We start from the raw sequence: 15,171 nt of genomic DNA, 5'->3' as shown, positions 1-15,171 counted from the left end.
GGATCATGCAGCTGGTGCAGAAGGACGTCGCGGGTTTGCAGAGTAAAAGCTATTTTGCTCCATATCTGCATTTTGAGCAGTTGAAAAGTAGAGTTCATTTTTAATGCATTCATTAGCGCCGGCGCGTCCACGGGCTAGGCGAAGCAAGAAGACAGGTGGTTTTCCTGGCTTCTTGCGGGAGCCATGCCCAAAGCGGCCGAAGCGGCGTTTAAGGATAACACTTCTCTAACTAGAGACATATTCTATTAAAGCTAGCTTTCATTAACCCTTAACCGACCCCATCATGCCCGCAACAAAGTGCTTCTGCATGAGGAAGAACACTAGCGCTGTCGGCAATGTTGCGATGACGATCGCTGACATGATGACGCCATAATCCGGCGAATAGCTCGAGCCGAGATTGGAAATCAAGAGCGGAATCGTCCGTTTTTCCGGTGACTGCAAAATAACTAATGGCCATAGATAGTTGTTCCAGCTGTTCATAAACGAAATGATCGCTGCAGCTGCATAAGTCGTTTTCATCGTCGGCATGTAGATGCGCAAGAAAACGCCAAGTTCACTCAAGCCATCAATTCGGCCTGCTTCCACCAAATCTTTCGGGAACATCTTCGTGTTCTGGCGGAAGAAGAAAATAAAGAACGCGGTAGTCGCTGTCGGCAAAATGACTGCACCGAGCGAGTCGATGCCGATAAGCGGCGCCGTGTCGCTGATGCTGCCGAACATGCGGTACAACGGCACCATGATCGCCGCAAACGGAATCATCATCGACAACAGCAAAATATTAAAGACGATATCTTTTCCTTTGCTGCGGTGGATCTCAAACCCGTAACCGGCAAGTGATGCCAGCAACAGCGTCAAAATGGTCGTGATGATGGCAATAATGGACGAGTTGATCAACGCAGGAACGATGTCCACGGTCGCAAAAAGCGTTTTCATGTTTTCGATCAAGTGAGTTCCCGGAAGCAAGCGCCCTTGTGTTACGTCCACTGATCGATTGGTGATGCTGACGAGCATCCATAAGAACGGAAAAATGGAGACGATGGCTGCGGTACTTAAAAATGTGTAAATGAAGATTCTTTTTAGCTTTTTCATTTTTTCTCACCCGCCACTCTGAATTGAATAATTGAAAGAATTACCACTAAAATGACGATGACATACGATACAGTTGACGCGTAGCCGAAGTCAGGTGTGTATTCGAATGAAAGATTGTAGATGTATTGCGAAATTGAAATGGTCGCATTCCCCGGACCGCCGTTGGTGATATTGACGATTTCATCGAAGATCTGCAATGTCCCGATTGTTGACGTGATCGATGTGAACAAAATAATCGGCTTCAGCATCGGCACGGTAATTTGGAAAAACTGTTGGATGGAGCTTGCTCCATCAATTCTTGCTGCTTCATAAATCGACTTGTCGACGTTTTGCAAAGCGGCCAAATAGAAAATCATGTTATAGCCTGTCCATCTCCACGTAATGGCCAAAATGATGACCACTTTTGCCCAAAATGGGTCGGCCAAAAAGTTAACCGAACTAGAAATAAAACCAAAGTTGATCAAAAACAGATTGATGATGCCATCGATGCCGAACAAGTATTTAAATACGACCGAGTAGGCAACCAATGACGTAACGCAAGGCAGGAAAATCGCGATTCTGAAAAAGCTTTTGAATTTCAATTTTGGATCATTCAATAGAACTGAAAAGAACAGCGCCAATACAATCATCAACGGCACTTGGATCAGCAGATAAATCGTTGTATTGGTCAGCGCTGCGATAAACGTCGGGTCGCCGAACAAGCGGCGCCAGTTATCGAGTCCTACATATTCCAGGTTCGCGCCCATTCCTGATTGGAAAGACAATAGGAACGCTTGAACCATCGGATAAAAGTTAAAGATGGTAATGGCGATGACTGAGATAATGATAAACAGCCAACCTACTTTTTTCTTGAAAAAGATTCCCGTTTTCTCACGTTTGGTTTCTTTGTAGCGCAAGCGCACCGGAAGATCCACATCGACTTTTTTTGATGCTTGCTGGCTCATGTTCTCATTCCTCCTATAAAAAAACTTGAGCTGCGCCTAACCGGTAAGTGATAAAGCACTTCTACCAGTTCGTTGGCGACAACTCAAGGCTTCATGTATTTCCATTCAATTATTTGAGTTGTGCTTCAGCCTGTCCTTGGACATTTTCAAGAACTGTCGTAAGATCTGCGCCCTTCAAATAATCTTGCATTCCGGTCACCAAGATATCTTCGATTGCATACGTGTGAAGACCATAATTGACAGCTGGAATTTCATCTGTCCATGTAGAGAGGTCGCTGAGCAACTGTTGTCCGCCGAAGAATTCATCTTCGACTGCATATGCATCGCCTTCAGCTGCTGGGGAGTATGTCCCAAGAGCGCCGATGTCTTCTACAAGTGTTTGATACAAATCAGGGTTTGAACCGAATGTGTTCAACAAGAAGTCTGCTGCTTGTTCTTTGCCGTCCACGTTCAACACGTACCACGAGCTGCCTCCTAAGTTAGAAGCGTTAACCGCTCCTTCCATATCCAAGCGTGGCATTGGAACGACTGCCCAATTGCCGGACTGATCGGCTGCTTGCTTGACGCTTGGCGTAATCCAGTTTCCTGTTGGCACACTGGCCACGTCTCCGCTGTTGAATGCGCCAACAAACTGGCTCCAGTCAGAAACGATTTTCGTGATGTCTGCATCCATGATTTCTTTGTACGTTTCAAAGCCTTTTTCCAATGTTTCGTTGCCTGCAATGTTCGGTGTCGAACCATCTTCCTCTACATACCATGAACCGTTTGTTTGGATCATCATGCGCACTTGCGCCAAATCGTTCGGATCCAGTGTCAGCATGTTTTTGCCTGTTGCTTCTTTGACGTCTTTGCCGATCTCAATATATTCCTGCCACGTGATGTCTGTTACGTCTTCGACAGAGTAGCCGGCTTCTTCCAAGTAGTCTGTGCGTACATAGAGTGCAGCTACGCCGGAATCAAATGGCAATCCGTATTGTTCGCCGTCATAGCTTGTCGTCGCAATTTTATAATCTGCGAAATCGTCTGGGTTGATGACATCCGTCAAAGGATGAAATGCATCCGGATACGCTTGCAGGAAGCTTTGTGCACGGTAGTCTTCAATCAGGACAATGTTTGGCATGCCGTTCGTTGTACCAGAGCTGAGCCCGGTGTTGAGTTTTTGGATAATATCGTCTTGTGCATTTTCGATGACGTTCACTTCGTAGTCGCCGTCGCCATTATATGCTTCTTTTGCATTTTCAAGAGCTGCAATGTTGAATGCCGGATCCCAAGCCCATGCCGTAATTGCGTCTACCTCAGCTGAACCTTCTGCACCGCCACCACCACTTGCTTCTTCATCCCCGGAAGAACAAGCTGCTAAAGCGGCCATGCTAGCTGCTGCCAAAAACATAAGATTAAACTTCTTCATTTGAAATCCCCCTTTTTGTAAGCGCTTAACTTTTCGCCTTGTAAACAGTATAGCGGCCAAAAAAAAAAGATTGTTAGCACAATCTTTAGGTGTTCTATCCGAAAATTTTTAGATATTTCAATTATCTCTCTTTTTTCTTGTATTATTGTTAGGTTCTTGGAATTTCATTGGCTTTTGGTGAACAAATAAATCAGAGATAGAAAAATAGATTGTTAAAATCGCTTCAGGCGGGCGCTTTCGGGTCCACAGGATGTGGATCATGCAGCTGGCGCGACAGGACGTCGCGATGCCAGCTGCCAGGACACGGCTTCAGCCGCTTCCCTCGCTTACGCTCAGTCCAGGGTCTTCAGCTCGTGCTATTTCCGCAGGAAGCGAATCGTGCTTGGCAGGATTCGTTTGCGACGCAGCAGCGCAGCGATGTAGGAGCACCTCTTTGCTCTTCGCCACCTTCCGCTCTTTCGGATAAACTATTGAATAGATATGTAGCAAAATAGCGCAGACTCCTTGGGGGTGCAGAAACGGAGGTGGCTTTCCAACTCCGTTTCGACGAAGTGCTGAAATCCATTCGGGCGTTTAGCCCGAATTAGTTCAGCGCAAGCCCCCAGGAAGCGAATTAGTGAAGCGGAGCTAATTTATTTGCGACGCATTTACGCAGTAAATGTGGGAGCAGAGCCAATTCGTTTGCGATGCTCGAACAGAGTGAGAGTAGAGCAAAGCTTTTCAGCTATTTTGCGGAATATCGCTTATAAAGAAATCTAAAAAATTCATTCAACTTACACCATGACTTTCTGAAGCGGCAATTCGACTTTCACTTTCGTGCCTTCGCCTTTGACACTTGTGATTTCTACGCCGTATTGTTCACCGTACAACAATTGGATGCGTTCATGGACATTGCGGATGCCGATTCCGCTGAACAGATGGCGCTTTTCTTTGATGTCTTCTTTTGTGTGGTCGCCTTTGATTTCCATGCCATCGCCGTTATCGACGATTTCGCATAGCAGATTATCGCCTTTTTGCGACACCAGGATTTGGACAAAGCCTTGTTTTTTTTCATTGAATGCATGGAAAAAAGCATTTTCGATAAAGGGTTGAAGAATCAGTTTCGGCAGCTGGCAGTCCAGGCAGTCCGGTGAAATGAAAAAATTCACTTTAATGCCATCGCCATAGCGCGATTGGTTGATCAGCACGTAGTTTCTCAAATCCGCTATTTCCTGCTCCACCGTGATGGTCTGTTCGACATTGCTGAGGGCGTTTTGCAACAGCGAAATCAAGGCGTGGATCATATCGGTCGCTTGTTCTTTTTTGTCTTGCTGGATCATGAACTTGATCGACGCCAATGTGTTGTAGATAAAATGCGGATTGATTTGATGCTGAAGCGCCATCAATTCTGCGCCGCGCTGCTTTTGCTGTGCCTCGATCACCAAATCAACATACTCCTGCAATTCATTGAGCATGGAGTTGAACGCGTTAGCGATTTTCTTCGCTTCATAGCCGCCCGTTTCATCAACAGGCACGTTAAAATCGTGTTTTGCCATGGTGGAGATTTGCTTGACCAGTCGGCTGATCGAATTGGTCATCCGGCGGGAAATGATAAATACCACGATGACGGCAAGCAAGACGATGCCGAGGCTGATCAGCAAAATTTCTTTCGTATTGACCAAATTGTCTAGAACTGCATCTTTATCCACCAGGTTGACCAAATACATATTATAAGTCGGAAGATATTGCGCCATCAGCATATAATCCTTGCCAAACACTTCGACGTCTTTATAGGACAGTTGCTCCTCGTCCACTTCCTGTGCTAAGGCCATCAGCTCAGGGGCTTCCTGACCGATCATTGCTTCGTTATTACCGGAAACGATTTTGCCGGATTGATCGACCAACAGCACTTCATTTTCTGCACTCGTGTAGCCTTCATAAAACTGCTTGAGTTGCGCTTCACGGATCGGAAAATACAGCACGCCGTAAATTTCACCGGTCGAGATTTCCATCAGCGCTTTCGTCGCGACAATCATCGGTTCATCCGTAAACGAAGTCGACGGCAAGTATTGATACAGCAGCCTGTTCGGGCGATTAATTGTAGACTGGGTAATTGGGTGATTCCTGAGCGTTTCCCACGAAACCGGCCAATTCGAGTAATTCACATTGTAGAGACGCTGGTTGTTGCCAAGCACGATCATATTGGCATCATACGACTCGACGGTCCGGTAGATGCGTTCGATTTGCTCGCTGATGTCGTGGTAGGAGCTATACGTTTCCAACGTGGTGGCGTTCGTTTGCGTCAATACGCGTTTGATGGTGCCGTTGTTTTGCACCTCATTTGTAGCAGCTACGATAGCAAAGCTATAGTTTTCGAATTCGGTTTCGATTTGTTCCAATGCTTTCGTGTTCGAAATGCTAAACGTGTCCATAAACAAATCCGAGGACATCCGGATCGAGCTGAACGTGATCAATAAGGACACCGCTACGATACTGATGACCATAATCAGGAACATTTTAATGAACAAGCTGTTATTCCTTAAGATGAGTAAGGCCCTTTTCTTCATTTTCATGGCGCATTTGGAGCTCCTTTCGATAGCTGCCTGGAGACATCCCGGTTATGCGTTTAAACACTTTGCAATAATAACTATGCTCCGAATAGCCGACCATGCCGCTGATGTTCGAGATGGAGACGGTGCTGTTTTCCAGCAATTCCATTGACTTCTTGATGCGCACGCGGTTCAAGTATTCGCTGAAGCCTTCTTTATGGTGCGTACTGAAATAAGAAGACAAATACGATGCATTAAAGTGGAAATGGTTAGCGATTTCAGACAAACGCAGCGGCTCCGTGTAATGAAGTTCGATATACTCCAAAATCTTATCCAGGTTGTTGGATTCACTTGCTTTGTCCCCCAAGTGGATGATTCCCTTTACTTCTTCGAGGAAAGTATTGAGCATCCTCAACGCTTCATTGATATTCGTAGCTTCATTAATCGTCGAGAAATAACTGTATTTTTTCTGCTCGAGCTCTTGCGTGTCGTATTTCATCGCATCCAATAAAACGACTATATTAAAGACGATATTGCCTAAAAACGATTTGAATTCAAAGCTGTCGTTGTTATAGCGTCCCGCCAAATAATCGACGTGGTTTTGTAAATACGTAAACGCCGAATTGAACAAACGGTCTTTGAACATCTCGATAAAATGATTCAAGTCGAAATTGGCTTGCTTTTCATTTTCCGGCGGCACTTCGTCATAGACGAACAACTTCGTATCCGGCAAATAAAACGCATACTTTTTCATCATCAAACAGCCTTCATCGTGAATGTTTTTCAGGTCGGCCAAGTCATCGAAAGGCTCACACATCATCCACGTCGATTCTTGCGATTGGGCAGCCTGCTGCTTGATGGCCTGTTTGATGCCTGTCAGCTGATGCGGATTGAAATTGAGCAATAGCAATATTTCTGCTCCGTTGGTGTTCAATGTGAAAATCGGCAATTCTTCCAAAACGGAACGCTCCATAGCCGTTTTCAACTGAGCCGGATCCAGGTTTTTTCCACGGACGGCCACTAACATAAATTCACTGTTCGTCATTACTTTGGACAGCGCTTCCTGATCTGCAGGCAAACTGGAGCCTTGTACCAATCCTTCCAGCATCTCCTCGACAGTAGGTTCCGCTTGCGCAGCCATCACGCAATGCTGGAAACCGGAAATCCGGCTCACGACCCGGTTTAAAATCTTCAATAATTCAGGTCCGTTCAGCTTCGGCTTTAAAATATAATCGGCGACGCCGTTCTGGAACATCGAGCGCACGTAATTAAAATCTTCAAAGCTGCTCAAGACAATGAATTCGGTATCAGGAAATTGTTTTTTTCCTTCTTTGACCAAGTCGATTCCGTCCATAATCGGCATGACGATGTCCGTGATGACAATATGCGGAGAACATTCAGCAATCAATTGCATCGCTTCCTTGCCGTTAGAAGCTTCCCCGACAATGTGAAAGCCCTCTTGTTCCCAGGCAATATAATTGATGATCCCTTGTCTGATCAACATTTCATCATCAACAATCAGAACCTTGCACACTTCTCCCATGATCTTCCCCCCATCCAATGAAACTCATCGACACACACCGAGCCTTACGCCATCTCTCTCTGCTTGGCACGCTCGATTTGCCCATCTCCGTGGCAATTCTCTGAATTCTTTTTCTTGTTGATATGTTACCACCTTTTTGCCAGATTGCGATAGTTCCCAGGTTCTGACTTTAGAATTGAATTGTGTCGTGCACAGGGACGGTTTCATACCCAATTCCACTGCCATAGGGTTTTCTGTGGTCTAAATTGTTTGGTGCACAGGGACAAAGGTCGTGCACAGGGACAAAGGTCAAAGGTCAGTTGAAAAATTCCTCCACTAATTCAATCGCACGCATCACCAACGGCGGCAAATACCGGCTTCTGTCATACGCGAGATAAACAGTGCGAGTGATATTGCTCTCTTGAATCTTCTTAACAGTGAAGCCTTTATCGCGCTCAGATTGGATATAATTCTCTGGGACGAAGGTTACCCCAAGCCCTTCCTCGACAAAGCTGCATGCTGTTTCGAAGCGCTCGACTTCGATTTGGATATTCGGTCTTGATCCTCCTTGCCGGAAGATATTTAGAATGTCTTCCCGCGTTTGGAAACCTTCTTTGAAAATGATAAATTCTTCTCCGCTCAACTCTTTTACAGAGATAGTTTCTTGTCCCTCGAGTGTGTGCCCTAGTGGGAGAAGTGCAACGAATTTTTCCTGATAGATTGGCTGGACTTCCACTTCCTTTTCAGAAATCAACTGATTAGTGATGGCAAAGTGGATGTCATAATTTTTAATGGCTTTATTAATGTCTTGCAAACCTAGTACTTCGACAATTTCAATATGAAGCTCCGGATATTCTTGTTTCATGGTCTTCAACACTTTCGGCAGCCAAAACTTAGAGGATTCGATCATCCCGACCGATAGCTCCATTGGGCCTTGTTGCTGAAGACGCTTCATTTCTTCTTCGACATGCCCCATGTGATTAAGCAGCTTTTTCGCTTCCGCATGCAAGACTTCGCCTTCCCGCGTCAGCGTGAGTTCCCGCTTTTTTCGGTCAAACAAAATAATCCCTAAATCTTTTTCCAGGTTTTTAATGGCCAGGCTGAGCGAGGGCTGTGCAATGTGCAACACATTTGCTGCCTTTGTGAATGTCCCTTCTTCGATTAATGTCGTGAAATAGATTAAATGCCGCATGTTCATAGTCTGCCTCCTCTATAGTTTTAAACTATAGAAATATAAATTTTTGGTATTAGTAATAATAGAATAACTCTTTTACACTACTATTACACTGTATTTTCAGACATTTCTTAGGGAGGCGATGACTATGTACCAGTTAGCAAATAGCCGGTTATGGCAAGGACGAATAGATAGTAAAACAGATTTCGACAGCTTCCGTTTTCATCAAGTTGTCGAATTCAAAAATACCGAGGAATTAGCGGACAGGAAACAAGCCTTTACAATCGTCGGATTCGAATGCGACGAAGGCGTCCGCCGGAATGAAGGCCGACTCGGTGCGAAACACGCTCCGGATGAACTCCGTAAAGCGTTAGCAGCCCTTCCTTACCATTTTGAAAAATACCAAAAATTGATCGATACAGGCAATATCATATGTGAGGATGGACGACTGGAAAGCGCACAGCGGGAGCTGGGAAATCATATCGAAAATTTACTAAAACGCTCTACCACTCCTATTATTCTTGGCGGGGGTCATGAAACCTTGTATGGCCATTACCTCGGCGCTCGTCAATTTATCGGTGCCGACAAAAAGCTTGGATTGATCAACATCGATGCCCATTTCGACATGCGCGAAGCAGATGCCCCGTCTTCCGGTACGATGTTCAGGCAAATTCTCGAAACCGATATCAACGCGGGCTATCTTGTGCTCGGCATTCAATCCTTCGGCAACACGAAAGCTTTATTCAATAAAGCAGACAAGCTCGGATGCCAGTATATACTGGCAGAAAATCTTTCGACTGAATGCGCGACCAAATTAGCAATCGATGATTTCTGCCATAATCACGATTACGTACTCTTGACACTGTGTACAGATTCCATCGCGGCTTCTGCAGCACCCGGTGTCAGCGCACCTGCACCATTCGGTTTAGACCCCCTTGTTGTTCGGGGGTTAATCAGCTATATTACCCGGAAAGAAAACACACGGAGCTTTGATATTTCGGAAGTAAACCCATTGCTCGATGAAAACGGAAAAACAGTGAAGTTGGCAGCTTACCTAATCGCAGAAGCGATGGATGGCTTTGCTGACAAAGTGATAGAAAAGGAGTGACAGCATGCTTATTGAATTAAATCAAGTGACCACGATCTTTCTCGCTCTTGCGGTATTCATGATTGGCTCTTATCTAAATTCCAAAATCAAAATCCTCGAGAAGTACTGCATACCGGCACCAGTTGTCGGCGGTCTTCTTGTTGCCGCTGTGCTTACTATACTAAGAGGTCTCGGCCTGGCAGAAGTAACGCTCGACACCTCACTGCAAGGACTATTCATGCTGACCTTCTTCACCACAGTGGGGCTTGGCGCAAGCTTTGCCTTAGTGAAACTCGGCGGCAAGCTGCTCGTCATCTACTGGTTGGCTTGCGGCTTTCTGGCACTTGTCCAAAGCGCTATCGGCATTTCCTTAGCATCTCTATTAAAACTTGATCCATTGATTGGCGTGATGGTCGGTGCCGTATCAATGGAAGGCGGCCACGGTGCGGCCACGGCATTCGGGACGACTATAGAGGAGATGGGCGTTGAAGGCGCACTCTCTATCGGCTTAGCCGCAGCGACAGTCGGGCTGGTGGCAGGTGGACTTATCGGCGGACCAATCGTCAAACACCTCATCAATAAATACAACTTGAAATCGACTGAACACGAATTGGATCTCTCGTCTTCGAAACCAAAAAATCCTTTATCTTCATTTGCCGCTCCGATTACGTCGCGCGTCTTTATGGTTCAATTATTCGTCATCGGTTTCTGTATGGCGCTCGGTTCTTACCTTGGTGAATGGTTCACGACGGTCACAGAATTTGCATTGCCGGGTTATGTCAGCGCTATGTTCGTTGCTGTCATCGTCCGAAATCTCTTAGATCGCCTCAATGAGAATGTCATTGAAATGAAAACGATCGGCATCATTGGCGACATCACTTTGAGCATCTTCCTGTCAATGGCGCTTATGAGCATTAAGCTCTGGGAAGTTGCAGAACTGGCACTTCCGCTTCTCCTTATCATTCTAGTGCAAGTGCTGTTCATCGCCTTCTTCGGCATCTTCGTGTTGTTCCGCTTACTCGGCAAGGACTACGATGCAGCTGTTATGGTCGGTGGATTCACCGGACACGGACTCGGCGCGACACCGAATGCCATGGCCAATATGGAAGCCATCGTCTCGAAATACGGCCAATCCCAAAAAGCCTACCTCGTTGTCCCGATTGTCGGGGCGTTCCTGATTGACGTCTTTGCGATGCCAATCATTATCACTTCCATTAATATGTTCAGTTAAAAATAGCCGGACAGGAGCATCCAAAACTGGATCTCTTGTTCGGCTATTTTTCAATCTTGAAAAGCTGAAGGTTCTATCATCCATTAGACTACAGCGTTGAGCTTTTATTAATGTCCTCACTTTTGAATTGTGTCGTGCACAGGGACGGTTTCACACTCAACTCCACTGCTCGCGCGTTTTTCATAGTCCAAATTGTGTGGTGCACAGGGACAAATTTTTTCTTTTTCACTAGAGCTTGTGGCCAGTCTGCTGTACAATAGAGCACAACTTAAATCGCCCTCCATCCCGATGCGAGAAGACAAAGGAGCCCGAATAATCATGAAAAAAGCACAACTGAAAAACAGAATCGCTGTCGCCAACAAGCAGAAAAAAGCAGACCTTGTCATTCGCCATGCGTCCATCGTCAATGTCTTCACGAAAAGTCTGACGACTGATGACGTGGCAATCACGGACGGCGTGATTGTCGGGATCGGCGACTATGAAGGGGTGCAGGAAATCGATGCGAGTGGAAAGTTCATCGCGCCTGGCTTGATCGATGCCCACGTCCATATCGAATCGTCCATGGTGACGCCACAGCAGTTTTCACAAGTTGTGCTCCCCCACGGCGTCACGACGGTCATCACCGATCCGCACGAAATCGCCAATGTCAGCGGAACAGCGGGACTTGAATTCATGCTGAAAGATTCAGAGTTGGCCATGCTTGATATTAAGATGATGCTGCCGTCCTGCGTTCCGGCGACTCCTTTTGAAAATGCGGGCGCCGAGCTATCCGCTGAAGACTTGCTTCCTTTCATCGGGCGCGATTCGGTGCTCGGTTTGGCAGAAGTGATGGATTTCCCAGCAGTACTGAACGGCGACGGAGCAATGCTTGATAAACTATTGCTGAGCTGGCAAATCGACGGCCACGCTGCTGGGCTCACGGAAAACGACATCAATGTGTACGGCACAGCCGGCATTTTGACAGATCATGAATGTGTGACGAAAGAACAAATGACCGCTCGCCTCGAGCGCGGCCTATATGTCATGCTGCGCGAAGGATCGGTCGCGAAAGACCTCCAAGCGCTTCTTGAAGGGGTGACTGAACAAAACGCGCAGCGCTGCTTGTTCTGCACTGACGACAAACACCTAGATGATCTGATCGATGAAGGCAGCGTCGACCATAACGTCCGCACCGCCATCCAATACGGCCTTCACCCAATTACCGCCATTTCGATGGCCACTCTCAATGCCGCGCAATGCTTCGGGCTGCGCCAAAAAGGCGCCATTGCCCCGGGCTATGACGCTGACTTTCTGCTGCTCGACAGCCTAGAAGACTTCACCATTGCGGCAGTTTATAAGGGCGGGCAATTGGCGGCTCAAAACGGACGCTATGTGGGACCTGTGAACAAAGACAGTGACAGCTCAGCGGTGCGGGATACAGTGCGCATTGCTGAGTTGTCCACAGATAGCTTGCAGATTCCGATGGGCACGAGCACGACTGCACATATCATCGGCATCAACCCGAACAAACTGATCACGGAACATATAATAGGAGAAACGCCGGTCGTCGATGGGTTCTTTATGTCGAATCCCGCCCAAGACTTGCTGAAGATCGCTGTCATCGAACGCCACCGGGCGACCGGCAATATCGGCCTCGGCATCGTCAAAGGGCTCGGCCTGCAAAATGGCGCCATCGCGACCACTGTCGCGCATGATTCACACAATGTGATTGTGGTCGGAACGAATGACGAAGATATGCTTGCAGCAATCGAAGCCCTTCATCAACTGCAAGGCGGCCTTGTCATTGTCCAAGGCGGCGAAGTGTTGGCCAGTTTGTCGCTGCCGATTGCCGGATTGATGTCGGGCGAAGCATTCCCAGTGGTTTATGATCAGCTCAAAACGCTCGATGACAGCCTCTTGCAGATCGGTGCCCCGACCCATTTCAATGCCTTTCTCACCTTGTCGTTTATGTCGCTGCCGGTCATCCCTCATTTGAAATTGACCGACCGCGGATTGTTCGATGTGGCGAGCTTCCGGCATATTTCCGTTCCGGTTACCGCTTCTTCTTCTGCTGCTTCTGTTTCTGTCCCTGTGCATGACACAATTCAATCATCAGGAGAAGACTGAGAACGTTGATATAACGGAGTTTATCTCTTCCTCACACCTGATCTCGTCCCTGTGCACCACACAATTTAAGCCGAACGAGAGCGCCCTGATTGGGATGCTCTCGTTCGGCTATTTTTAGCTTTTCATCATTCACTTGTTCGAACATCCGTGTCTTTTTCATACAGCTTAATACAGTCGCCACTTGCCCCGTAGACAATGCCGCTGTTTTGCCAGCCGTATTTCTCATAATAGCCATCCAGATTGGTCGATAAATATAGCTTATCATAGCCTTTTTTCGCCGCTTGTTGCAGGCCATGACGAAGTAATTCGGCGCCTATTCCACGGCCCCTGCATTTATCGTTGACGAAAAGACAGGCGAGCCATGGGCATAAATCTTGCCGGCTGTTCAGGTCATTTCTTAACAAGGCATAGGTGCCGATGATGTCGCCGTCTTCTATCGCCACATAAAAACACGGAAGTTCCGCTGAATCACTGCGTGAATGAATCATCGCATCTTCGTAAAATTTAAAATTGTTGTCGTTGCCCCATTGCTGCCAAAAAACGTACACGGCTTTTTCAAACAGGTTGTTTCTTTCATTTAGTTCAATGATTTCCATATGCTCGCCACCCAATTGAAAATATTCACAAGACACCTCAAGTCTTGCGAATCACTTCGTACCTTTCAGCGAAGCGATTATTAGTTCATCAAGCCGCGTGCCTAGGGAAAAGCGCATTTCCATTTTTAATGAATCTCCACACAACGGCAATCAAGAAAATCGCGATGCCTGCCAACAGTATGCCTTGAATAGCAGTGGACATGGCAGGGTCAAGCTGTCCGCTTGCATAAGCACTATAAATTCCGAAGAACGCCCAAGCGATCGGAATCGGAAAGACTGCATTTTTGAAACGCGACAAGTAAAATAACACAAATGCCACGGCAATCCCCAATACGATCATTGTCCAGATGGAATCAGAAATCCCGAACCCGTTCCACTCCAGCTGCACCAAGAATAGCGAGATGTTGACAATCGTCGCGATAAACACCCAGGAACCATATAAGGTGAATGCGAGTCCCGCAAGCGTAGAAGGAAATTCAAAACGGTTTTTATAAACTCTTTCCACAATGAATAGCAAGGAAAACAATAAGCCCAAAATCAACAGCGTCGAGATGCCCAGCCATTCATACGAAAATGCCACGATCCATCCCATATTGAATAGCGAACTCGCAATGAACAAAGGCGAAATCAACAACACGAGCCGGCTGACATTCTGGTCTTTCCTTTTGATGAATAAGTAAACCAGCGTAATCAGCACCAAACTATAAATGACACCCCAAATGGAAAACGTAAACGGTGCCGGCGAGATAAGCGTCATGTATTTATCCGAGATGTCTTTTTGCGTATTGCCATTGAAAAACCCGGATGATCCAAGGTAATTCACACCGAGTGTTGCAAAATAGGCCACTAGATTTAATAAGGTGAAAAGCTTGGTTTTCTTCAATGTGCTTTCATTCATGATAAGTTCATCCTCCTGAAAGATAATAGTCACTGGCAATATGTGCCTCTTTCTTTCTATCTTCCCGTTTTTACCAGCCGGCGAAACGGTTTCCTGGAATGAATCGCACAGAATTGTGTCTTGTGCGGATGAATTGTGTCTTGCACAGGGACATTTCTACATCAAAATGCCGCTGCATCAAGGTTTTCCCCTCCTGAATTGTGTGGTGCACAGGGACCGAAGCTACCAGCTCTTCCTTTGTTTAGCTCCATTTCGATTAGGGAATACTACTACAAACTGTTAATTGAAAGGGAGATTACCATGAGCGGCAAAAAATCATCGGCACAAGAAAAGAACATCCAAAAAATGAACGAGCTTCTCGGGAAGAAAAACAAAGGAACTGCCGGAAAGCAAGATTTCGATTCTCAAGACCAGAAAAACCAATCATTCAAAGACAATGCCCGCTCCGCCAATGACAGCAATAAGCTGACACACACCAGCAACCGGACTCCCTGAACCACCACTTTGATTAACTATAACGACCAGCGAATCGCGTCTTGATTTGCTGGTTTTTCAATGCTGTAAGGCCATATGCATTCGGCAGAATTG

Annotated in this window: 12 protein-coding genes; 4 read left to right on the top strand and 8 right to left on the bottom strand. The window is 46.5% G+C overall.

Annotated elements, in window-relative coordinates; genetic code table 11:
- Positions 1-261: 261 nt before the first annotated feature.
- The 6 genes from ACFO5U_RS15305 to ACFO5U_RS15280 form a co-directional block, all read right to left on the bottom strand.
- The gene (locus ACFO5U_RS15305; RefSeq protein ID WP_377279950.1) at positions 262-1,089 is read right to left on the bottom strand and encodes a carbohydrate ABC transporter permease; all 828 of its coding nucleotides are present in this window, start codon (positions 1,087-1,089) and stop codon (positions 262-264) included.
- Positions 1,086-2,033, bottom strand: coding sequence for a carbohydrate ABC transporter permease (locus tag ACFO5U_RS15300; RefSeq protein WP_377279949.1), 948 nt, complete (start codon positions 2,031-2,033; stop codon positions 1,086-1,088). Before ACFO5U_RS15300 ends, ACFO5U_RS15305 begins: the two co-directional genes overlap by 4 nt.
- A gap of 109 nt (positions 2,034-2,142) precedes the next feature.
- A complete protein-coding gene (locus ACFO5U_RS15295; RefSeq protein WP_377279948.1) occupies positions 2,143-3,441 on the bottom strand; it encodes an ABC transporter substrate-binding protein in 1,299 nt (432 codons plus the stop codon).
- 773 nt (positions 3,442-4,214) lie between these two features.
- Positions 4,215-5,948: a sensor histidine kinase gene (locus ACFO5U_RS15290; RefSeq protein WP_377279947.1), complete on the bottom strand. Its 1,734-nt coding sequence runs from the start codon at positions 5,946-5,948 to the stop codon at positions 4,215-4,217.
- A gap of 4 nt (positions 5,949-5,952) precedes the next feature.
- Positions 5,953-7,512, bottom strand: coding sequence for a response regulator (locus ACFO5U_RS15285; protein WP_377279946.1), 1,560 nt, complete (start codon positions 7,510-7,512; stop codon positions 5,953-5,955).
- Positions 7,513-7,807: 295 nt separating this feature from the next.
- A complete protein-coding gene (locus ACFO5U_RS15280) occupies positions 7,808-8,689 on the bottom strand; it encodes a LysR family transcriptional regulator (protein ID WP_377279945.1) in 882 nt (293 codons plus the stop codon).
- A gap of 124 nt (positions 8,690-8,813) precedes the next feature.
- Here ACFO5U_RS15280 and hutG point away from each other — a divergent pair, with 124 nt between their 5' ends.
- The 3 genes from hutG to ade all read left to right on the top strand — a co-directional run bounded on the left by hutG (position 8,814) and on the right by ade (position 13,089).
- Positions 8,814-9,773: a formimidoylglutamase gene (gene hutG, locus ACFO5U_RS15275; RefSeq protein WP_377279944.1), complete on the top strand. Its 960-nt coding sequence runs from the start codon at positions 8,814-8,816 to the stop codon at positions 9,771-9,773.
- 4 nt (positions 9,774-9,777) lie between these two features.
- A complete protein-coding gene (gene gltS / locus ACFO5U_RS15270) occupies positions 9,778-10,983 on the top strand; it encodes a sodium/glutamate symporter (protein WP_377279943.1) in 1,206 nt (401 codons plus the stop codon).
- Positions 10,984-11,301: 318 nt separating this feature from the next.
- Positions 11,302-13,089, top strand: coding sequence for an adenine deaminase (gene ade / locus ACFO5U_RS15265; RefSeq protein ID WP_377279942.1), 1,788 nt, complete (start codon positions 11,302-11,304; stop codon positions 13,087-13,089).
- Positions 13,090-13,214: 125 nt separating this feature from the next.
- Here ade and ACFO5U_RS15260 read toward each other — a convergent pair whose 3' ends face one another.
- Both ACFO5U_RS15260 and ACFO5U_RS15255 read right to left on the bottom strand, forming a co-directional pair.
- The gene (locus ACFO5U_RS15260; protein ID WP_377279941.1) at positions 13,215-13,685 is read right to left on the bottom strand and encodes a GNAT family N-acetyltransferase; all 471 of its coding nucleotides are present in this window, start codon (positions 13,683-13,685) and stop codon (positions 13,215-13,217) included.
- Positions 13,686-13,773: 88 nt separating this feature from the next.
- On the bottom strand, positions 13,774-14,583 hold the full coding sequence (locus ACFO5U_RS15255) for a tryptophan-rich sensory protein (RefSeq protein WP_377279940.1): 810 nt from the start codon (positions 14,581-14,583) through the stop codon (positions 13,774-13,776).
- A gap of 300 nt (positions 14,584-14,883) precedes the next feature.
- Here ACFO5U_RS15255 and ACFO5U_RS15250 point away from each other — a divergent pair, with 300 nt between their 5' ends.
- On the top strand, positions 14,884-15,078 hold the full coding sequence (locus tag ACFO5U_RS15250) for a hypothetical protein (RefSeq protein ID WP_377279939.1): 195 nt from the start codon (positions 14,884-14,886) through the stop codon (positions 15,076-15,078).
- Positions 15,079-15,171 lie beyond the last annotated feature (93 nt).

Origin of the sequence: Planococcus dechangensis, assembly GCF_042654465.1 — a bacterium.
Lineage (GTDB): Bacteria > Bacillota > Bacilli > Bacillales_A > Planococcaceae > Planococcus > Planococcus dechangensis.
The sequence above is the reverse complement of the archived record's forward strand: the minus strand, read 5'-3'. Positions and strand labels throughout refer to the sequence as shown.